Below are 23493 nucleotides of genomic sequence, written 5' to 3' on the forward strand. Positions count from 1 at the left end.
ATTTACGCTGTTATCAAGTCTTGCAGATACGCCTTAACCTGCTTTTGTTTGATTTTAAAAACAACATCTACATATTTCGCATCCCAAGAGTTAAACAAACTAAAATGTTGTTTATAAAATGCATATGCCTTTTTTGTAATCTTCATCTTCGGATTAGGCTGGTAAAAAGGACTTACTTCCAAATAAATTGGCTCTGTATTTAAGTCGTCATTCTGCCAGGTGATATCAAAAGCACCTGTTGTCAATTTTAAAGATTTAAAAGTTTGGATGATATGCTGTCTCCATTGCTCGGGAAAGAAATCAAAATCAACCTTGCTTCCGTAGCTTGTCGACGTAGGTTTCCACTCTTCCGATTGATTTATCCTCCAGTAATGCAGTACAATATCATCTTTAACCAAAATCACCCTTAAATCTTTTCGCATATTGATCAATTCCTGTACAATGATGTTCTTATTTTCTCTCACGAATTTCTCATTAGAAATCAGATCAGCCAGATCGGACCAGGAAGAAATTTTATACAACCCTTCTGAGGAACACGAATGCTCTGCTTTAATTAAAAAGGGAAAATTAATTCTTGTATTCAAAAGTGCTTCAAAATCATTAAAAATCGTTGTTTTTGGTTCATTTACCTTGGCATCATTAAAAGCGCCATGCATATATGATTTATTCTCCCAAAAAATAGTCTCACTATGCTTAGGAAAAACGGCATTACCCTGAAATTCAAGTTGTTTTGTAACGTGCTGCAGAATGTCGGTATAGTCATCAAACCTGTAAACATTATAATGGCTGCTTATTGAAAAGAAAATCTTCTTATGATGATACTTCCCAATTGATTTTCCATATACAATTTTAAAATTTTTACCTTCTTCCAAAAGGCCGGCTAAAGTGGCCATATCCCAGATAAAGGCATCTGACCCAAAATACTTTAATGACCCACCTGGGATCCAAAGTATAATAACAGCATTTGAATCATAGCTACTCCACAATTTAAGCCATTTCACCGTCACAATAATTCTAAAGACACGTGCTAACCTTTTAAGTACTTTTGTCATTTCCTTCATAAGCTGAGTTAATTAATTCTATTTCATCAATTCCTAAATATTCTATTGGCAATTCCTTTACATCTAAAATCAACTCACCATATAACTTGACCGACCCGTACTCATGGCTATGACTTAAATCGTCTATATAAACCACGTTAATACTTCTATAGAGCAACTCACTGATGTACTCTAATTTATCATCAGGATTTGCTACAAGAATTACCTGATCTCCGGGCAGACCGTTACTTTTTAACCAGTCACATGTAGTCCGAAAATTAAAATAGCTTCTGGCCGAAATAAAAATTACCTTTTCGTTGTTTCTAATTTTATCAATGATGAATTTTCGCATACCCAGGAATATAGAAAGTGAGCGATACCTGTGATTTTCACCGCGGTAAACATAATCTTTCAATGATGGCCAGGTATGAGCAAGTGTATTGTCAATATCAATCAGATAAATTCTGGAGCTTTTTGACACACCTTTGATCAGCTTTCTAAACTTCCTTTTAAAGTACAAGCCGAATACCGAGAATAAAATGACTTTAACCCGTTGTTTCATTGACCAGATCCAAAATCACATTCATTTCAATACAAGCCTTTAGGCTTTGAATGATATAATCATTCTCCATCTTAGATCGGGATGCCAGTCGGATGAACTGCCCTTTCAACCCTATTTTGTCATCGCAGGTTCTAATGTAAATGCCATAGGTAATTAATAGTTTAGATACAAAATCAGTAGATTTAATTCCATCCATCAATTCTATCAGTACAAAATTAGCCATGCTTGGATATACTTTTATACCTGGAAGTTGTTTTAATTCATGAATGAATTCAAGCGTCTCAACGATATATTTGATTCTTACTTTATCATACTTTACAGCAAAATCTTTCTGAGTATATAATCTGAAAAAGTACTCTGCAAAACCATTTGAGTTCCACAAGTACCCACTATCCAATAAAGATTTCACATAAGACTCTTTCATAATTCCATAACCCGCTCTTATTCCTGCAATTCCAAAGTCTTTAGACATACTTTTGAGGACAATAAGGTTTGGGTATTTTTCTACCAAATGAGCCAAAGACACCAATTGATAGTTTTCCGTTTCATAAGCAAAATGAATAAAACTCTCATCAATGATCACATTATCTACAAAAGAAAGCTCATCCAATATTCTTTGTACGTCTTTAATCCTTGTATAAGCCCCGTTTGGATTGTTCGGATTAATTAATACAATCGTATCGGGCCGGTGAAGTTTAACCAGTTCTATATAACTGTCTACATCAAGGCCATAATCATTATCCTTAGAAAGCTCATTATAAACTACCTCTACCCCCTCTTTTACGTATTCATAGTAAGAAGAAAAAGTAGGAATATTGATCATAATTTTTCGACGGGTAAAATTATGTATTACAGCCTGAATGATTTCAATGGCTCCATTTCCTATAAAAATATTTTTTGCATTGATCTGAAGAAACTCTGCCAGAATCTCAGCTATTACACCATTTTGAGACGGATAGCATTCCAAAAGATCCCTGATTTTACCGCTCTTCAAAATCTCTTCATCAAAATACTCCAGAAACAGATCAGTAGCATATGGATTAGAAAGAAAACAGGCATCTACTTTAATCTCCACCTCAGGCAGTTTCTGTCTGAATGTGATAATACTTGGAGAGTGTGAACCAGCCTCATTTTTCAAAATTTCCAGCTTTTTTACAATCTGTAGTTCATCATTAGTAAACTTTATCATTTCTTTTAAATTTTGACGGGTACAACAATAACACAGAAGCATCTTCTTTACGCTCGGCATGACTAAGCATGCTTATATAAGTTTTTAAATGTCTCTTCGCTGAAATCTCTATATGGTATTTATTTTGAAATTCAGTGATGGCATTTTGCTTTATCATTTTTCTATCCCGACTATAAACTGCTCTTTTGATCGCATCACAATAGCTCCTTACACTAAGATCTTCGCTTAAAAAGCCCGTCACCCCATCTTCAATCATCAGCGTTAAAGCTCCAATAGGCGTACATATTGGAATGCATCCCAAAGACAGGCTTTCAATAATGGTGATTGGCATACCTTCAAAAACACTTGGCAAGCAAAATCCATCCGCTATACTCAAATAATCTGCTACATTACTCCTTCCACCTAGAAATTCAACAAGGTCGTCCCCATCTGCCTGAATTTTTAAATGCCTGAACAATTTTTCATCATGTACCTCACCAATGATGAGCAATCTGCACTTTTTATCTTCTTTAGCATTAAATGCTTGCACAGCACGGATTAGCATCAGCTGGTTCTTTTCTGCTGAGATTCGCCCAACATGAACCAGCAAAAACTCTTTGTCTGTAGATTTATATTGATGAAAAATATCCTGATAAGACTCTGTAATTTTCAATGGGGGTCTCCCATTTTCGATCAGCACGTCATTGCTGAGGTTGTAATATTCTTTGTAAGTCCTGCTGGCGTTCTTAGATATCGTCACAGGAATTACTCTGTTCATCCAATAATGTAATTTTCTAAAGTGCTTTAGAAAATAACCGGTACATTCCACCTCCGCGACATTATGAATCGTATGGTAAAAAACAGTTTGATTATTAAAGAGCCTATATAATGTTAAATACTCCGAACTATTTAAATGACTGTGCACCGCATGCGGGCGATACATCTTCAACCAATTAGTGAGCTTTAACAGAACTGCCAAGCTAAATCCCTTTTTTTTATTAAAAGATAAATAGTTAACATTTGGAGCGATGTCCTTCACAAAAGAATTCTTATCCTGATTCTCACATAAAGAAATAATAGACAATTCATAGCGCTCATTTCTCGCTATTTCATTACAAAGATCTATTACAAAACGTTCTGCACCACCTAACCCCAGGTTACCAATAATGTGCACAATTTTTAGTTTAAGCATATGCATGAGATTGCTCAGGTACTATTGAATCCGCAGCCTGATATTTTTGCTGCCAATACAGATGAAGTATCCCGAAATACAAAAAAATAGTTGGGCCATCAGCTCCGATCAACCAGGGATTATGTGATAAAGCATTTATTGAAACTCCCATAAAGGAAAAACACAAACAAACCAACATCGCATTTTCCTTCAATCTTATAAATTCCATAACACGGATACAGATTGCGCCTACTTTGTAATAAATCCCAACTAACAACCCTAATCCTAAAAAAGGACCGAGATAGGTAAAAAACATTAGATAGGCATTATGAGAAGTTATTCCTGAAGAAAACACAGAGTCTCTGTAAATGACGTCACCCCAGCTTTTACCGTAAAAAATCAATCCGAAAGGATAGTCAATATAAATCCTTAGGTTTTCTTCTACCAGTCCCCCTCTGTTATAGGCAGCATCGTTATGAACATTCTTTGTAATGATGTTCTCTACACTATCCAGATTATCTTTAAGAACATAATTATAAACACCTGCACAAACGAGCGCCATCAGGGTAAGCGAAATGACCGCCCTGCCTCTGTAATAAAGCAGCATAAACAGAACTACGCAAAAAATAAAAGCGACAAATGCAGAACGTTGCATACATAGGAACAAGAATCCAAGACATATGGCAAGCACAACTCCTTTTGCCAGTAAAGACTTATTAAATACGCAGGTATAAATAAATGCAAACGGCGTTAATGCCGCTACTTGATAACCAAAATTAAATTGATAAACAGCAATACCTGAAGGACTTTGCATCACTCTTTCACCCATCAGCATCGCCCTCCATTGACTGATCTCATAAAAGTGATCGAATACAAGAACAATACACGAGATGGTTAGTAAACCAAAAAATACTACTACGACATAATTAAACCGTTCCTTACTGGTTCCTACAAAATGATTAAAGAATAAGGCACAGACGATGATACAAATGATATTAGCCGCAAAACCATTAAGAACTGATAAACCAACTACATAATAAAGGAAACCAGCTGCAGCAAGTAGCAATAGAATTTTCCAGTAGATGAACTCTGTATTGTCTTTCTCTTTAAAAAATACTATCAAAGGAATACAAAAGATCAGTGGAGCAGGAATTCTAAACAGATCCGTCATAAAAATTCCAAAAGCGAGAGCATACAGATACAACACCAGAAAAATGGCAGCTATTATTTTCATTTCCAAATCAATTAGTAATTCTTAATCGGTTACATTTTGTTTTAAAACATCTATGAACCCTTGTGCATCATTCATAGCATGCCTGTAGGTATCCTGACCATTCTGAGCGATATACCTTACTTCTTTGTAATTGACGATCAATTGCTCCAATAGTTCTTGTGTACCAATCATATTCCAGGCCACAGGAACATAGGTTTTATCAGGAATATACACATCAGGAAAAGTCACCATGTGGCTCATTAAAGGCTTTACCAATAGAGAGCCAGAAATAAATGTTTCAAAATCACGGTAACAGATCTCTCCCCAGCCAAAGGGACTAACACTCAACTTTGAGTTTCGCAGCTCTTTCCAATATCTGGACTTGCTTACATTACAGCCCTTGGCAATATTAAAATTCAGGTGATCAAAAAGCCCGATGATATGATTTCTTTGATAGGAGATCCTATTCATCTCATGATTATCCTGATGAATTGTCCCCCTAAAAGTCAAGTCATATTTTCTTTGTTTATCTGATCCTGAAAAACGAAGCGGATAGATATTGTAATTTAAAAAATTACTCAATCTGCTCATCTTATAGCCAAAATACCTATAGTCATTCAATCCAAGATTCCAACCAAGCTTTATTTTTTTAACATGCTCTTCAGGACAGGGGACAAATGCTGTTTTTGGATTTTTAGGATCATTAGAATTCAACCATATTCTTAAGTCCTTTATACCGTTCTCTGCACTATAATATTCCTTATTCTTTAGTATCTGCTTTTTGAGGAATACATCTACAAAAGGTATAATGGCAAAGTCGCCCGAACCGGTAGAGTCTGCAGCATCAAACCAGATCAATTTGCCTGAGCTGTGCCTCATTTCCAAAAGAAAAGCTAAGAGTTCCTGCTCGTTCTGTTCAGATCTGGTATTTAAATTTTGCCAACCAGCAAAGTACCTGGAATGGATCAACACGCAGTCCGCATCTTTCAACGCTTTATCCTGGTGATCATAGTAAAATTGCACTTTAACGTCATTAGCTCTTAATTGGTTGGCCCATCTATAAAACGGATGTGTTTCACCATAGTATCTTTTTTCGGGCCAATCAAGTACCTTTAATGTTTTCATCACCTGACAAGAATACTTTTTAAAGTATAAGAGATAATTTTCAGATCAATCCAAATACTGTGATGATCGATATATTTTAAATTCTGATCGATCTTTAATGGAATGATCGTGTTGATGTAAAAGCTTTCAGGATCCTCTGCATTAGCAAGCAAACGATTTTCATCTATAAATTCAATGGATGCCCAATCCGTTATTCCTGGTTTTACAGTAAGCACCCTTTTTTGAAAGCTGTTATATAATTCTACGTATTTACATACTTCCGGTCTCGGTCCTACAAAACTCATATCTCCGTTTAAGACATTGATCAGCTGTGGCAATTCATCAATTTTATACTTCCTTAGCCAGTAACCTATCTTCGTTATCCTCATGTCGTGATCACCAACAGTAAGTAATCCGTCCTGATCTGCATTAGCACACATCGTCCTGAATTTCACCAACTTAAAAGTCTTCTGATTCAGACCAACACGTACCTGTTTGTAGAAAATGCCACCTTTTGACCCTGCTTTTATTAGAAAAGCCACAGTAATGAAAACTGGGAATAACACCAACATACCCGCTAGAGCGAAAAACACATCGAATAATCTCTTCACTAACATACTATAATGGCTAAGATGAAACTTTAACTAATTCTTTTATTCCTACTACCAGTCTCACGCTTGCTATAACAGATTCAATGATAAAATCAATCTCCAGATTTGACAGCTGAGGATATATAGGCAATGAAATCTCACAGGCGTATTGCTTATAACTATTTGGATAATTGTCTATGTCATAACCAATGCTCTTAAAATAAGTCAGCATTGGCATAGGGATAAAGTGAACATTCACTACTACACCTCTATTTACCATTTCTTCTATAATCTGATCTCTTTGGGCTTCTGTTATGCCTTTTATCCGCAGAGGGAACAAGTGATATGAAGATTCCCGGTGATCGTCTTTCATAACCGGTTTTATAAACCAATTATAGCCATCAAAGGAATTACAATACTTCAAATACACAATCTTTCTTAAAGGAAGTAACGTGTTTTTATATTTTCTCAGCTGAGCCAATCCAATCGCAGCGCAGATATCGGGCATATTCATTTTAAACCCTTTAAATAAAATATCATACTTCCAGTTTGCTCCCTTAGATTTTGCGAAGGCATCTCTATTCTGCCCATTCATGGAGAAAAGTTTCAAAAACTTGTATTCCTCCTGATTGTCAAAACAAGCAGGAAGATTCAGACAAATACACCCTCCTTCAGCTGTAGTAATATTTTTTACTGCATGAAATGAGAATATAGTGACATCACTTTTTCTGGCAGCAGGCACATCATCATAATATGAACCAATTGAATGTGCGGCATCCGCGATCAATAAAATTCTTCCTAGCAATGCTTGTCTTCCTGATCCAGGTACAAACTGTGCTTTAACATCAGGGTCGTTCACAAGTGCATTCAACTCATTGTACATGCACGGCAATCCTGCAATGTCCACAGCAATAATTGCCTTCGTCTTTTCAGTAATCTTACTTTTCACCTTTTCAGGATCTATGGTACAATCATCCAGAATATCCACCATAACAGGATTTGCACCGCAATGCAAAACGCACAATGCAGTTGCACAGTAAGAATATGCAGGAACTATCACTTCATCGCCTTCTCCTATGCCATACCACTTCAACATCATAATGGCACCAGAGGTCCAGGAATTAACACATACTGCGGCTTCCGACCCGGTTAAAGTTAATATTTCGGATTCCAGAGCCTTAACTTTTGGCCCAGAAGTGATCCAATTGGTTTGAAGTGTGTCTACCACTTCATCTATAACTGCCTGATCAATAAACGGAGGTGAGAAAGGAATATTCATAGTCTTAAGTTTTATTTTGCAAGTATCAGTTCTTCCCACATGTCAGAAATGACATCCAGAGAATTTGTTTTATTTATTGCCCTGGCATTGTCGCCCAGGCGATGTTTAAGCCCAACGTTAAACAGGATATTAAAAATGGACTTGGTCAGCATATTTATATTCCCGTTTTCAACCAGAATGCCATTTATGCCGTGTTCAATAATCTCAGAAGGACCAAATTCACAATCCATAGCAACGCATGCACACCCGGCGCTCATTGCTTCAATAAGCGCATTCGGATAGCCCTCATTTCTTGACGGCAGAACAAATAATTCGGCCTGATTATAATAATGCTGCAGATCATCCTTTGCCCCAGCAAGTATAATTCGGTCATCAAGCCTCAGCTTATGGATTTGGTATTCTAAATTTTGCTTTTCTATTCCCTGGCCAACGATCACCAGGTCGATATTCTTTATTCTAACTTTACTAAAAGCCTCGATTAATCTGTCAAATCCCTTTTCGTAAGAAAGTCTGCCTACAGCAAGAATAAATTTCCTATGATGCACAATCTTGTGCGAAGATGATTTAAATACATATACCGGATTCTTAATGATATTGTAATTATTCAAATGACTAAAAGCTTCATTTCTTTTCAGACAGTCTTCAATCCCCTTTGCAGGTATTACTATGGCTTTCGACTTTCTATAGATTACGTAGGACAACCACTTTAAAAAGTAATTAAACCTATTGATTGTATGATTCGGAGTGGTACGTTCAGAAACGATATAGGGTATATTAAGTAAATTACAAGTGATACCTGTCCACAAATTAGCACTTGTCATAAATGAAATTACACAATGAGGCTTTTCCTTCATCAATATCTTCACCATCCTCAAACAGGTGATTATCCCATATTTAATCCGGCGAAACAAATGCTCATTACGTTTTCTGTTAAGCAGCGAAACCACGCGGATATTTTCGGATAGTGGATATCCCTGTGCAGCATCATTCATACAAATGATGACTACATCATATGCGCGTTCGCTAAAGCTATTACTAAGTGTAGACAGAACTCTTTCTGCCCCTCCCTTTTGGAGCGTATAGATTACAAATACCAGTTTCAATCCAGGCATAATTCATTTATAATAAATTCATAATTGTTGTGAGTGCCCCGTTTAACCTAAGATTCCTTATGTCAAAAAGGAAGTACTGACGGAGATAAAATTTGAGCAATTCCCTTTTTAAACCGGCTGAATAGGTAAAGTTTTCTACCATCAAATTAAAATCACTTACCATTCTTTTTTTTCTTACTCTGGAATCAATCATACTCCATACTCCCCCTGTATGTAGCCGATAACAAGCCATTACCTGGGGAAGAACATAGATCTTTTTCCCTGTACTTGCCATTGCATATAGTTTCAGCAATGTATCTGAACCGTGCGTTTTAAAATACCAGCCTTGTTTACCTATTTCTTTGACTTCATCAAGGTTGCGCATCATAAGTGAGCAGATCCGGGTTTCTTCTCTTTTTCCAAGCAAAACATCCCCATAATTAAACTCCAGTGCTTCTGGCTTTTCCTTCAGGTAAATTGTCTCATCCCTATCGTTGATCACCTCTGTATGATGACAGCAAATGACATAATCCGGATGGCTCTCCAAAAAGTCAACCTGTTTCTGAAGTTTCAAAGGATCAGTCCAAAAATCATCACCATCACACATGGCAATGTATTTCCCCTTTGCTGCTTCCAAAACAGAAAGCTGGTTTTTTATTGCACCTACATTCTGTGAATGACTAACTAACTTAATGACATCAATATATTTTGATGCATATTTTTGAATGATTGCTCTTGTCTCATCTGTGGAATGATCTTCTCCGATTATAATTTCATATCTAAAATCTGTATCCTGCATTAAAAAGCCTTCCAATGCCTGGGAAATATATTTTTGATGATTGTAGGTAATACAACATACGCTCACCAGGATTTCATCTTGTTGTACTTTATTCATATTTATTAGGATTAATAAGCGGTGTCTAACTGTCCGTTCTGTTTCACTGTCAAACTAGATGGTAGCATTTCATTTTGCATATCATAATTCTGAACCCTCAACATGATTCTTGTAATCAGATCAAGATCACTGCTTGTTAAGGTATGATACAACGGGAGACAAAGAATTCTCTTTGCAACTGATTCACACACCGGCATAAATGCAGGATTTAAAAATGGCAATGCAGAAAGTGCGGGATAGAAATATCGCCGACAATAGATTTTTTCATTTTCAAGCGCTTTCATGCATTTGAGCATGAGCTGCTCATCATCAAACAGAACAGGAAAATACGCATAGTTATAATCCAGATCTGCATTAAGCTTTGGATAAGTCGCTTTTAATGTACTCAGGGCTCTCCAGTAATAGAATGAAAGCAATCTTCGTTTATCCAATATTTCATCTATCTGTTTCAGATTACATAAACCCATAGCGGCATGAAACTCACAGTTTTTACCATTAATCCCCAATTCAGAAAATTCATCTGGCCCATTGTGACCAAAATTTCTCATAGATGCCATTTTCTTTAAAAGTTCGGGGCATTGAGTAAATACAGCACCACCTTCTATTGTATGAAAAAGTTTTGTTGCGTGAAAACTTGTAGTACTGATATCGCCGTATTCAAAAACAGATTTGTTTTTATATTTAGTACCAAAACAATGTGCCGCATCATAAATAACCTTCAAAGAGTACCGCTGTGCTATCCCTTGTATGGCATCAATATCGCAAGGGTTTCCATAAACATGAGTAGCCAATATTGCTGATGTTTGAGGAGTAATCGCTTCCTCTATCTTTTTAGGATCAATATTAAAGGTCTCCCCGTCAATATCTACAAAAACAGGTTTACAGCCTTCCCAAACTAAACTGTTTGAAGTAGCTACGAAAGAAAATGGCGTAGTAATTACTTCTCCCTTTAATTCAAGCGCGTTGATAGCAAGCTGAAGTGCCATAGTCCCATTCGAAACATATAACAGGTGCTTAATCCCCAGATAATTCTTAAGCTTCAATTCCAGTTCATTGACCAATGGTCCATTATTAGTAAGCCACTGGCGTTCCCATATGCTATTTACATAAGATTCAAATTCCTGAATCTTTGGAAGAAAAGGTTTGGTTACAGGTATCATCTTTTTAGAATTAGTTGTTTGAAATCATTAATTGCTGTAAGTCTCAACACAGTACTGCTTCCCATATAAATCAGGAAGAAAAACAATGCGTCTATAATTATTCTGGTAATATCCAGTAGTGGAAAGGGCTTTAAACACAAAGTATCTACGACATAACACAGTGTTCCGGCAAACGCTGATGTTGCTATAATTGGAGTAATGTCTTGCAATTGTTCTTTGATGGAGTAGTCAATCAGCTTACCGCTATAGATAGAATTAATGTAATAGCCCAAAAAATTAAACATCAGCTGAAAATAAAGCAGCCCGTATATTCCGAATGGAATCACGCATACGATCCCTACTACACATATTGCCTTTTTAATAAACTCGAGTTTAAGAATCAAGTCGCTTCTTCCTTTTACTTTAAGGATGTTAAGATTATATGCATGTAGCGGATACATGATCCCAGCAAAACATAAGATCTGAAAATAAGGTGCAGCAGGCAGCCATTTATCTGTCAACAAAAACCTAAATAGTGGCTCTGCGATTACCGCCAGCAATATCAGCACTGGTGCATTCCAAAAAAGCACCTGCTGCATTAGCTTTTTATAAACCATTTTCAGCTTCACATCATCATCCACTATAGAGGCAAACATGGGATAAGTAACCTTATTGATTACGGCTGCAATATTGCCGATTGGCAACTGACTCACCGATTCTGCGCGAGAATAAAAACCCAGCTGTGCCGCAGAATAGCCTTTACCAATAATCAATACATATATATTCTTGTAAAGAATTTCGAGTAAACCTGTCAATGTCATTTTGTAGCCAAAATGAAAATGCCTCTTAAAGCACCTACGGCTAAAAACGAAATCAGGTAGCCATCCTGAATATACCCAATGCATTACCGTCGACAGGAAGGACTGAAATAATCCCATCCAAACTAAACTCCAAACTCCATAACCACGCAGCGCTAAAAAAACACCCAGTAAGCCGCCAATAAACACAGAAGGTATCTGAATCTTCATCTGAATTTTAAAATTCATCTCTTTCGTTAACCTTGCATTCTGTACACCGAAAAACGCATTGAGGATAAAGTCAAGGGCGTAAACCCTAAGTATCAGGGTCAGTACTTCCTGATGATAAAAAAGCGCCACATAAGGAGCCAAAAGGTATACAATTCCATAAATTACTATGCTTCCACCCAGATTGAAAAAAAATACTGTCGAATAATCTTCTTGTGTCAGTTCCGAAGACCGGATCAATGAAGATGCAAGCCCGCTCTCTAATAGAGAATTACCAATAGCAATAAATAAACTCAGCATTGCTATCAATCCAAATTCTGAAGGCAATAATATCCTGGCCAGAATAATTGTAATCCCAAAGCCGATAAATTGGACACTAAACTGCTGAACAAAAGTCCAGACCAGTCCGGACATTGTCTTTTTTCGTAAACTCATAATTGAAAGCTAAAGCCGCAAAGTGCTCAGAGGCGCATATTTACTACCATGTCTGGAAGCATTGATTTGATGTCATATACCACAGTTTCAGAATGACACATACTGGAAATATCTATATCTTTAAATTTCTGATGCGCCACAGCAAGTATAATTGCATCGTATTTCCTTGTTTTTGATTCGCCATTTTGGCAAATAACACCATATTCTTTTTCCACCTGGACAGCGTCTGCCCAGGGATCATGAATCACGACATTAATGTTGTATTCACGTAATCTCCTCACGATATCAATAACCTTTGTATTCCTTACATCAGGACAATTTTCCTTAAATGTAAAACCAAGGATCAAAACCTCACTGTTATGAACATTCTTTTTAGAAACAATTCTGCGCACAAGTTCATCAGCGATATAAGTACCCATTCGGTCATTTATTCTGCGACCAGCAAGAATAATTTCCGGATAATAACCCATTTCCTGTGCCTTCTGAGCGAGGTAATAAGGATCAACACCAATACAATGTCCTCCCACCAACCCTGGCTGAAATTTAAGGAAATTCCATTTTGTCCCGGCAGCTTTTAAAACCTCTCCTGTGTCAATACCTAATCTATTGAATATCATTGCCAGTTCATTTACAAAAGCAATGTTGATATCGCGCTGAGCATTTTCTATTACTTTTGCTGCCTCTGCAACCCTGATAGATGAGGCTTTGTATGTCCCGGCAGTAATCACCGAGCGGTAGAGACCGTCAATAAACTCTGCTGATTCTTGCGTAGAACCGGAAGTAATTTTTAGGATATTAGCAACTGTATGGTCTTTATCCCCCGGATTAATTCTTTCCGGAGAATAACCAGCGAAGAAATCAGTATTAAATTTTAAGCCGGAACTCCGCTCCAATACAGGAACACACTCTTCTTCTGTAACTCCCGGATATACGGTAGATTCATAAACAACGATATCACCCTTTTTAAGCACTTTTCCAACCATATTGCTGGCCATAATCAAGGGCTCTAGATTAGGTCGGTTATTTTTATCAACCGGTGTAGGAACTGTCACAATATATACGCTGCATTTCCTCAGTAGTTCCAGTTCATTTGTACAAAACAGGCCTTTTAGTGTGGAGCAGTCAAAGGTGAGCACATTTTGAAGAGCCTGTACATCGATTTCATGTGTATGGTCAAAACCATCCTTAAGGCTGTTTATCCTTTCCACATTTGTATCAAAACCAAATACCTTATATTGTTTGGCAAATTCTACAGCAAGCGGCAATCCTACATACCCAAGCCCTATTACTGCAACTTTTATTTCTTCAACCTTTCTCGAATCCATAACAAGCTTAGTTTATTAATTCCAATGCAGATACAGACACTTTGGTTACCAGGGCACAATTTAGATTGTCGATAACTACCAATACATTTTTACCGTGTAGCTTAATGATCTGTCCTTCTTTATCCGTCATAATACCTTCTTTTATCTTTACACGATCACCAACCTCCATATCACGGATATCCTCCACTTCGGCCTCCGGATAGGACTCCAGGTAATGTTTAATGTCTTCAATTACAGACTCACGGATACGTGCCATCTTCCCCATATAATAAATGAAGTTTACCACCCCCATTGTCAATCTTACTTTCAATTCTTCTTTGGGATTGATGTAAACAAATACATAAGAACTAAACAATGGCAACTCTACTTCTTTAATTCTGTCAGCCCATTGGCTTTTTACTTTTCTTACCGGACAATAAGAAGTAATATCTTGCATTTGAAGTAACTGATCCACTTTCTTTTCCCATCTCGGACGAGTATAGATGACAAACCAATTTCTTGTAGACGATGATTTGAAGGGTAATAAATTTTCCATATGAGCTATTATTTAGAGTTTTAGATTACTTTGAACAGTCCGGATACAGCTTCGCTACCTCACTTACATGATTGTTTTTTAATTTTTTCTATTTCTGATTCCCCACCTGCAATCTTGAAAAGATTGCCAATTTTTAGACAGTCGTCGTCTCCCGATCCAACTTCACATCCGGCTTTGGTTGCCGGCATTCAATAACACATATCCCTTACGATACAATAACTTAGAGCTACAGCTCAGGCAGAATAGGCATATCTTCCATACCTATATACATTTCTATTTTCTTTCTTGGCATCGTTAAATACCAGCATCGGATTAATCAGTTTATGATTTTCACAGATGTCTTCAAATATTCCTAATTCAGTTTTATTGGTAAAATTATAGCGCACCACATAAATACTTGCATCTGCGAACTCTGCAAGACTAAAAGCATCGGCTACACGCCCTACAGGCGATGTATCCACAATGATATAATCAAACCTTTTCCTGAGCTCATGAAACAATATATTCAACCTGTTACTCATCAGCAATTCTCCAGGATTTTCTGGGATCTTGCCACAGCCTATCACAGAAAGATTGCTTGAGGTTGGTGATTGTACCAATATATCATCCACGGTTAAACTCTCCGATGTCAGATAATCGGACAATCCAATTTCTGATGTCATCTTCATGCTATTGAGCATATCAGGCTTACGGAGATCAAACTCAAGCATCACCACCTTTTTCTCTATTAGCGACAGCGTAATCCCGAGGTTGACACTAAAGAAAGTTTTACCTTCACCTTTCGTACTGGAGGTCACCAGCATTACCTGATTACTCTTATTCGTATCCATAAAGTGAAGATTAGATCTGATAAACCTAAATAACTCTGAAATGGTCGTGCTTTTATCTTTGTGTACGACAATAGATTCGCCAATACCTTTATGACTCAGCTCACCCAAAATCCTTGCTCCTCCTGTTAAATACTCTACATCGTAAATATCTTTTACCTTATTATTTAATTTATTCCTGGTATATATTACTGAGGCTGGAATAATCAAACCCAAAACAAAACTCATCAGGTAAATAATCTGTACTTTAGGTTTAGCGGGTATAGATACATAAGCAGGTTTGTCTATCACCTGAGAGGTGGGAATAGTGGCTGATAGCGACAGCTCTGTTTCTTCTCTTTTCTGTAGCAGATAATGATAAAGCGTAGTTTTCACACTTTGCTCCCTACTTCTTTCCAAAAGACCTTTTTCCAGTACCGGAACACTTCTCAACCTGGCTGCATACATCGCAGACTTACGGTTAAGGTTATTTTTTTCGAGACGTAGTCCTTTTCTTATTACGGTTAAATTTTCCAGTAAATTCGATTTTAAGCCCGAAAGCTGTTCAGTGATATTGATCACCAGCGGATTCCCTGCTTGATTGGTACGTAACAATCTTTGTCTTTCTATCTGCAGATTATTGTATCTATCAGTGAGATTTTGAAGAGTAGGGTCTTTCAAACCCAAAGTTGTAGGCACGAGCTCATATTTACTTTCACTGCCTGTTAAATAGGAGATCATTGATTGTACCAATCCCAGCTGAACCTCACTCGAAGCAAGCTGCTGATCATATTCACCAGACGACTGCAAATCCATCTGGGCATTTGTACTTAGCTCCGTTACTCTGTTAAATTTCTTATAATCTTCTACATCTTGCTCTACTCCGGATAAATCCTTTGAGAGGTAGCTTAGCTTACCATCAATAAATTTGATGGTGTTCATGGCCATAATATTTTTGTTGCTTACATTCTCCATATTATAGGTTTCAATAAGACGCTCAAGAATATCAATACCTCTTTGTGGAACCGCATCCATGAGACTAAGCACAATGGTATTCGCATCTTTTACTACCGGCATTACAATTAATTGGGATGCGCTGTATACCTCAGCAAGCCTGCGCAAATTCACAAAGGCAACTTCCACCGACTTTCCAGAAAGTTTAAAAGCAGGTCCCTTTACAATTGTGATGTTAAATTCAGGTCGAACGATTGCCTGGTTAAACCTGTATATGTATTCCTTGCTGCCTTCTTTGAAAAGCAATTTTTCATCGTCTAATATTTGTACAGACAAATTCTTTTTTGCATAGGCCCCATCTTTAATGGAATTCACCAAAATTTTAAAAGTAAGTGAGTCTCCATACAATTCTTTTGATCTTAAAGGCAATTTTTTAGAATAGCGAACCTGTAATGCCAGATCATTAAGCACTTCGTAAATCAGATCTTTTGAACGCAACACCTCCATCTCATTGTCTACAGTTCTGGATGATCTGAACATATTCAAGTCACTGAAAGCTGTCCCCTTTAATATACCATCTCCTTTTGCATCATCCTGAATTAGCAAGGTACTGGTTACCTTGTATTGAGGAACTGTAATTTGCAGGTACAGATAAGCACCACCCAAAGACAGTAACAACGTAATTAAAAATAAGTACCAGTATTTAAAATATTTCATGATCTGATCTTTTAAATCCGGCCGTTTCATTATTGATTGTTGATTAAAAGACATGGCTTCTGTATTAAGTTGAACAATGGATCAATTATCTATTAAGGAATGTGGTTGCCAAAACTGCGACAGCCGATATTGTGGCTACAATGAGTGGCATCATCCTGTTACTATTGCTGTATTCCACAGACTTGGCCTTATCCGGCTCTATATAAACAACATCATTCTGCTTCAGATAAAAATAAGGTGAGTTGAGTACATCTTTATTATTAAGGTTCACCCTTACCATTGTACGTTTCCCTTCAGTTTCCCTGATTAACAGGACATTTTCCCTCTTTCCGTAAGGTGTCATATCACCGGCCATCCCCAAGGCTTCTAAAAGATTGATCTTTTCATTCTGAACCGTAAATGTTGAAGGGTGATTTACCTCCCCTATAACGGTGATCCTGAAATTCATAAACTTGACGTTCACAACAGCATTCTTCACCATCTTATTTAATTCGGATTCAATAAGACCCTGGGCTTGAACAACAGTCAACCCGTCTAACTTGATTTCCCCAAGTACTGGAAATTTGATTTTGCCTTGCTCATTTACACGATACCCTTCTTTCTCATAAAATCCATTTGCATTCACGTTATTGGTATTGGCGGCAAACATCACATTCGATTCCGGACTCGTGCTGTTAACTGTCACACTTAACACATCATTCTTAAGAATCCTGGGTTCACCATCATTCATTACCATGTTAGAGGTTTCACTTTTTGAAGTTAGGTCGCTAAAATAGACCAAATTCCTTTGTCTTGAACACCCAATTAAGGTTATTAAGCTTAAAGAACATAAAATATAGTTTAATTTCATAACAAGTAATTTAAATTAACACGATTAAATGATGCCTTAAATATTATGAATTAAATTTAGGGACTAATTGTTATTAAAATTGCCCATTTTTTCAATTGTGAAATAGATTGTGCAAGATACACACCTAACTTCACAGCTTTGTGTACGTCGTTATACAAGTAGTGTATAGATTTTTTCTCACAAATCACATAAAAACTAGAAACCAACACCTAATTAATCGAATTTATCGATAGTAAAACAGATATATGGCATACAAATTCTCAATTATTTCTACCAAATCACAAAAACAATAGCAAATACCACTGCTTCAAAACAAAATCATTCGTATAAAGCAATTGTAATTGCGTAAATACGTGTAAAGGGCAAAACAATAACAGGCAAGAGATTTTTCTACGGTCTATATAATATATAGGCCAATAAATAGGCCGGGATATCCAATGGATATCCCGGCCTATTTATATTGAGGAATTTTTTGTTCGTTAAAATTTATAAGTCAATGTCGTAACAAATTGTCTTGGAGGAATTGGATTTACACTATAGTTCTCATGGATGTAATAATTCAATTCGTTAGTTATATTAGATAGTTTACCAAGGATAGTGAACTTTTTGTAAGCATAACCTGCAGAAAAATCAACAGTAGTGAAAGCTTTAACCGGAATGATCCCAGAAGATGTACCTAATTTGTTCGTATTTCTACCACCATTACGATCTCCCGTATAGAAAGCAGAAGCTCCGAGTTTTAATCCTTTAACAGCACCTTCACTAAAAGTATAGAAAAGACTTGCATTTGCAGTGTTCTTAGTTGTTCCAACAAGACGCTCTCCTTCCACAATACCACCAACATCAAATGTTGAACCATCCTCTTTCTTTAATGTTTGTTTAGCTAAAGTTGAAGTATAACGCATATAATTATAGCTATATCCCGCAATAAAGTTAAGACCTTTGACTAAAGTTGCAGTAACATCGATTTCCAGACCGTCACTTGCTGTCTTTCCAGAAAATTCTTTAATGGTTGCATCAGCATTGGTTTTTCCATTTGCATCGAAAAGCGCCTGTTGTGCAAATTTATCATTGTTAATTCTGTACCAGGTAACATTTGCAGAAAGTCGTCCATCCAGGAAGTCATTTTTTACACCCGCTTCGTATTGGTCGACAATTGAAGCACCAAGAGGAGATTTGTAGATGTCGGTTCCGGTATTTGGAATAAAATTACTGGCATAGCTGGCATAAAGAGAGGTAGTTTTGATAGGCTGGTAAATTAATCCAAACTTAGGAGAGAAAGCTTTGTCTGAAGTACCAGCCGCAGTACCTTTTGATGTTGAACCATCTGCTACTGTCGTTATAGATGTTGCTGGAGTTTTTTGGAAGGTCCAGCGGACACCGGCTAAAACTTTAAACTGATCTGTTAGGGCTATCATGTCCTGAACAAATCCACCAAATCTATAGATTGGAGCTTTGGTATTCGCTCTTACCGTAGTTTCAGGGATATCACTTCTCGTGTTGTAAGTAGATGGATCAAGCAGGTTAATATTACCATAGCTATAAGAAGTGGCATTATTATTTCCCGGATAGATGAAATTTCCACTTGTTGTATTTGATTGATCCGCGTCAACCCCAACAAGCAAGGTATGTTCTATGCCAACGGTTTTAAACTTACCTGTCAAATTTACCTGTTGGTTGTAAGTAAATTCCTCTGTTTTTGAACGTGTCAAATCACGTTTGGCAACACCGGCGGCATCAGCAAATGGGCGTTCAGCAGAAAAATAATTTCTATTGTAGGACTGTAATGATCCTGAAACATTTAATTTCCAGTTATCATCGAATTGGTGATTAACTGCCAACTGGCCAGTAGCTGTACTAGTCTTGTTGTATGCCCAAAGTGTATTAAGGTAAACATTTCTTCCCAGTGGTGATACTTTGTTACCAACTGTACCTATACCAAAATCAGGAGTAAAATCACTTTTCAAGTAATCCCCTTGTAACAAGATGTCCGTTTTATCGCTTATTTTATACAATAAGGATGGGTTTACATAAAATCTCTTAGAATCGACATGGTCTCTGTAACTACCAGCAGTCTCATAAGTACTGATTAAGCGAAACGCAATTTTCTCAGAAATAGGTCCATAAACATCTACAGTTGGTTTGTAAAGATCATAACTTCCCACACGCATAGAGGCCTCGCCACCATACTCATATTTCGGTTTTTTAGTTACCATATTTACCACAGCACCCCCACTTACACCACCATAAAGTAATGCGGCACTACCTTTTAAAACCTCTACCGATTCTAAGGTACTTGCTTCTGGAAATCCACCGATGGAAGTTCTTACTCCGTTTTTAAAAATATTGTTAGACCCAAGACTATATCCTCTAGCATAAAAGTTATCACCTACAGATCCGCGATTAGCGCCCAGTGCGACACCATTTACGTTTTTCATGACATCACTTAAGCGGTTAGCTTGCTGATCTGCAATCACCTGAGCACCGATTATCTGAATCGATTGAGGTAAGTCTCTCGGTGCAATAGCAATCTTTCCAACATTGGCCGGTTTTTCATTGGGAGTCTTATATCCATTAATAGCTACCTCATCTAACTGAGCAGAGTTTTCTGATAATACAAAATCAACCGTTGAAGTTTGTCCTTCAGCAACAGATACTTTTTGAGTTTGTACTTGCAGACCTATAAACGAAGTTTTAAGTGTGTACTCACCTGTTTTTAAATTATTAAAAGAGAAATTACCATCTTCATCCGAAGAAGTTTTTCGATTATTCTCTACAATCTGAACGCTCACGTAAGCCGCTGGTTTTCCATCATTGGCTCTGATCTTGCCTGTAATAGATCCTCTTGCCGGAGCTGAGGCCAGTTGAGCGACAGATTCCTGATTAAAAATGAGAAACGAGCAAAAAATTAATAATAAGTATATGTGTTTCATTTTCTTTATTTAGATTAATTCTAATGGCCGCAAAAGTAATATCCATATTCCACTTCATCAAATTTATTTAGAATTAGTTCAAATAGCCGCAAGGTACTTTCTATACGCTATAAATCCCCGCTTCTCCAACCCTTATTAACCTTTCCCATCCATACGTATAATACATTTCGGCTTCTTAAAAAACTTGTATATTCAGCATGGTTTTCTAACTTTAACTCATGCGAAAAATTTTATTAGCACTCTCTTTCTGTCTCCTATTAATAACCTCAATATTCAATACTACAAAGGCACAGTGGAAAAGTCAACTGGAATTGAGTCAAAAAATGGGATATCACAACCTTGCAAACGCCTCTGCTTCCCTTTTTATTCATTTTGATAAAAGCATTTATTCTAACAATGAAACCGTGTGGTTCACCGGATATTTCTTAAACACCACCCCGGAACAACTTAAAAGCAATGAAATACTTTCTCTGGCACTAATCAGAGATATCGATAGTGCTATAATCAAATGGGATAAGTACTTGATAACAGGAGGACTTTCCTTTGGGAGCATGGCATTACCAGATTCTATGTTAGCTGGCGATTATCATTTTCAGGCGACGACCAATAAAGTCAGCAAAGGAATCCCAGATATCGTCTTTACACAACGTATCATTATCAAGACCAATATAGACCCGACATTTAATGCAGGTGTTAAGCTGCTGAAAGAAGGAGGTATCGGAAAAGCTCCACATCAGGCTGTTTTATCTGTACTCACACGTGATGCGCGTTTTTTACCAAAGCCCGTTGATGTGACTTATAAATACGGAACTATTGTAAAACGAGGGAAGACCAATGCTTCAGGCGAACTGGTAATGGACGTCCCGGAACAGGAAAATATTTCAGACCCCAATCTCTATATTAAAGTAAAATATGGTAAAGACAGCAGCTTCTTAAACCTGACACTCCCCGTCACTAAACGCAAGGCAAGCGTTGGCTTTTATCCTGAAAGTGGAAACCTGATTCAGAATATGCCGTCGATAGTGGCCTGGGAAGTTAAAGACAATCAGTTGGCCCTGGTAACAACAAAAGCATTACTGTATAAAAATGACGATGTAATAGACACCATAGAAACCAATAGTTATGGGATTGGAAAATTCATCTTACTTCCGGAGAAAGACTGTACTTACAAAGTAAAGCTACTACACTCCGCGTTTACCGACAGTATTTACAAATTACCAAACCCGCTCGAAAAAGGGCTTAGCATCTCCATTGTAAACGCAGCAGCTACAGATACGCTCACAATGAGAGTTATAAATACCGTTCCTCAAAATGCAGCCTTAAGAATACACAATTTCAAAGAGACATTTTTATACGACGAGCTGGACTTTACCACTACGCACAAACTGCTCAGAATCCCTCTAAATGAAGTCCCAAAGGGGCTCAACACCATTACAATTTCCGATAGCTTGGGGAGGCCTTTAGCAGAAAGGATCTTTTTTGCGCATTATAATCCCGAACCTAAAATTACTCTTGCGACAGACAAGTCTGTCTACGGGCAAAGAGAAAAAGTAACTTTAAAAATATCCTTAAGACAACCAGATACATTGGGATTTCTGTCAATTGCATGTGTTCAGGAAAATAGGCTTTCACCGAAGTTATCTTCTGACATAGAACGTTACGGTTATCTTGAAAACCAGCTAAGAAACCTGCCTGTTTCGCTCAACGGAAATGGATATTCAGATAAAAATTACATGGAGGACATTTTACTGGTCAAAGGATGGCGGAGATATACCTGGCAAGACGTTTTAAATACGAAATCAGCAGATACTTTAAAGATTTATGATCCGATAGGGTTAACACTAAATGTTAAAAAGAACGACAAAGAAATAAAAGCACCTGTTGATATCACTATACTAGGCGGACAAGAGTTGGATATTAAGAAAACCGATAACGTAGGGCAATTGGCATTAGATACCAAAGATTTATTGATTGAAGCTGGCGGAAAAATGCAGGCTATCGTACTGGGTAAAAATCAATCAATTTATTCGATAAAAGCCAATGACCCTTATATAAATCTCAATAAGAGATATCTCAAATCTCTATCTGTTGAAAAGACTGAAATTCCATCAAATGTCCAAAACAATTCCGAATTAGCCCTTAAGTCCAATGAAAAGATACTTAGACTTAAGGAAGTAAAAATCACCAGCGGAACTGATAATACGTTATACAAAAGAGGAGCTAATCCCTGCGGAGATTATGTCTGCCGCAACAATATTCTTAATTGCATGAATCATATTTCTGATCCTTCAAACACTCATCCAATTAAAGGGAGAACCTACATGAATCATGGATTCCCAACTATGTACAAGGGCTGTGATCCGGAAGACCTAAGGAGTTTTATAACAAAATTAAATCCAGTGTATACCAAAAGAGAATTTTATGTAGACAGCCATTCAGACCCTATCGAGCCAGCTTTTGTTTCCACCTTATTCTGGAGTCATGGAACAGTACTATCCAATAAAGACAAAGAAATTGTTTTTTATACCGGTGATATCGTCGGTAAATTTAGAATAGTAGTTCAGGGTGTAACAGAAACCGACGTCGCCCACGGAGCCTATTCATTTGAAGTAAAAGGTAAATAAAATAGGCCCCGTTAACGGAGCCTATTTTATTTACGAA

The 23493-nt window shown here is 37.1% G+C and carries 18 protein-coding genes; 1 reads left to right on the plus strand and 17 read right to left on the minus strand.

Annotation, left to right across the window (positions count from 1 at the left end; translation table 11 throughout):
• Positions 1-2 precede the first annotated feature (2 nt).
• The 17 genes from FA047_RS19220 to FA047_RS19300 all read right to left on the minus strand — a co-directional run bounded on the left by FA047_RS19220 (position 3) and on the right by FA047_RS19300 (position 20832).
• On the minus strand, positions 3-1061 hold the full coding sequence (locus FA047_RS19220) for an ATP-grasp domain-containing protein (RefSeq protein ID WP_136837719.1): 1059 nt from the start codon (positions 1059-1061) through the stop codon (positions 3-5).
• On the minus strand, positions 1036-1602 hold the full coding sequence (locus FA047_RS19225; RefSeq protein WP_136837720.1) for a hypothetical protein: 567 nt from the start codon (positions 1600-1602) through the stop codon (positions 1036-1038). Before FA047_RS19225 ends, FA047_RS19220 begins: the two co-directional genes overlap by 26 nt.
• Positions 1586-2791 (minus strand): pyridoxal phosphate-dependent aminotransferase, encoded by a 1206-nt coding sequence (locus FA047_RS19230; protein WP_136837721.1) that lies wholly within the window; start codon positions 2789-2791, stop codon positions 1586-1588. Before FA047_RS19230 ends, FA047_RS19225 begins: the two co-directional genes overlap by 17 nt.
• Positions 2775-3962 carry a glycosyltransferase family 4 protein gene (locus FA047_RS19235; RefSeq protein ID WP_169304462.1) on the minus strand — a complete coding sequence of 396 codons (1188 nt, stop codon included), beginning with the start codon at positions 3960-3962 and terminating at the stop codon, positions 2775-2777. Before FA047_RS19235 ends, FA047_RS19230 begins: the two co-directional genes overlap by 17 nt.
• Positions 3955-5175 (minus strand): O-antigen ligase family protein, encoded by a 1221-nt coding sequence (locus tag FA047_RS19240; RefSeq protein WP_136837723.1) that lies wholly within the window; start codon positions 5173-5175, stop codon positions 3955-3957. Before FA047_RS19240 ends, FA047_RS19235 begins: the two co-directional genes overlap by 8 nt.
• Before the next feature lie 21 nt (positions 5176-5196).
• Positions 5197-6279 carry a glycosyltransferase family 1 protein gene (locus tag FA047_RS19245; RefSeq protein WP_136837724.1) on the minus strand — a complete coding sequence of 361 codons (1083 nt, stop codon included), beginning with the start codon at positions 6277-6279 and terminating at the stop codon, positions 5197-5199.
• Positions 6279-6875: a sugar transferase gene (locus tag FA047_RS19250; protein ID WP_205943357.1), complete on the minus strand. Its 597-nt coding sequence runs from the start codon at positions 6873-6875 to the stop codon at positions 6279-6281. Before FA047_RS19250 ends, FA047_RS19245 begins: the two co-directional genes overlap by 1 nt.
• Before the next feature lie 10 nt (positions 6876-6885).
• Positions 6886-8127 (minus strand): DegT/DnrJ/EryC1/StrS family aminotransferase, encoded by a 1242-nt coding sequence (locus tag FA047_RS19255; protein ID WP_136837726.1) that lies wholly within the window; start codon positions 8125-8127, stop codon positions 6886-6888.
• 11 nt (positions 8128-8138) lie between these two features.
• Positions 8139-9239, minus strand: coding sequence for a glycosyltransferase (locus FA047_RS19260; protein ID WP_136837727.1), 1101 nt, complete (start codon positions 9237-9239; stop codon positions 8139-8141).
• 7 nt (positions 9240-9246) lie between these two features.
• Positions 9247-10113 (minus strand): glycosyltransferase family 2 protein, encoded by an 867-nt coding sequence (locus FA047_RS19265; protein WP_136837728.1) that lies wholly within the window; start codon positions 10111-10113, stop codon positions 9247-9249.
• An 11-nt stretch (positions 10114-10124) separates the two neighbouring features.
• Positions 10125-11273 carry a DegT/DnrJ/EryC1/StrS family aminotransferase gene (locus tag FA047_RS19270; RefSeq protein WP_136837729.1) on the minus strand — a complete coding sequence of 383 codons (1149 nt, stop codon included), beginning with the start codon at positions 11271-11273 and terminating at the stop codon, positions 10125-10127.
• On the minus strand, positions 11270-12712 hold the full coding sequence (locus FA047_RS19275) for a lipopolysaccharide biosynthesis protein (RefSeq protein ID WP_136837730.1): 1443 nt from the start codon (positions 12710-12712) through the stop codon (positions 11270-11272). Before FA047_RS19275 ends, FA047_RS19270 begins: the two co-directional genes overlap by 4 nt.
• Before the next feature lie 26 nt (positions 12713-12738).
• The gene (locus FA047_RS19280; RefSeq protein WP_136837731.1) at positions 12739-14037 is read right to left on the minus strand and encodes a nucleotide sugar dehydrogenase; all 1299 of its coding nucleotides are present in this window, start codon (positions 14035-14037) and stop codon (positions 12739-12741) included.
• A 7-nt stretch (positions 14038-14044) separates the two neighbouring features.
• Positions 14045-14572 carry a UpxY family transcription antiterminator gene (locus tag FA047_RS19285; protein WP_136837732.1) on the minus strand — a complete coding sequence of 176 codons (528 nt, stop codon included), beginning with the start codon at positions 14570-14572 and terminating at the stop codon, positions 14045-14047.
• Between the two features lie 233 nt (positions 14573-14805).
• The gene (locus FA047_RS19290) at positions 14806-17049 is read right to left on the minus strand and encodes a GumC family protein (RefSeq protein WP_225872799.1); all 2244 of its coding nucleotides are present in this window, start codon (positions 17047-17049) and stop codon (positions 14806-14808) included.
• Between the two features lie 85 nt (positions 17050-17134).
• Positions 17135-17899 carry a polysaccharide biosynthesis/export family protein gene (locus tag FA047_RS19295; RefSeq protein ID WP_136837734.1) on the minus strand — a complete coding sequence of 255 codons (765 nt, stop codon included), beginning with the start codon at positions 17897-17899 and terminating at the stop codon, positions 17135-17137.
• 479 nt (positions 17900-18378) lie between these two features.
• Positions 18379-20832 (minus strand): TonB-dependent receptor, encoded by a 2454-nt coding sequence (locus tag FA047_RS19300; protein WP_136837735.1) that lies wholly within the window; start codon positions 20830-20832, stop codon positions 18379-18381.
• A 323-nt stretch (positions 20833-21155) separates the two neighbouring features.
• On the opposite strand from FA047_RS19300, the gene FA047_RS19305 reads away from it, so the two are divergent.
• A complete protein-coding gene (locus tag FA047_RS19305; protein ID WP_136837736.1) occupies positions 21156-23456 on the plus strand; it encodes a hypothetical protein in 2301 nt (766 codons plus the stop codon).
• Positions 23457-23493: the final 37 nt, after the last annotated feature.

Source organism: Pedobacter frigoris (assembly GCF_005116445.1).
GTDB lineage: Bacteria > Bacteroidota > Bacteroidia > Sphingobacteriales > Sphingobacteriaceae > Pedobacter > Pedobacter frigoris.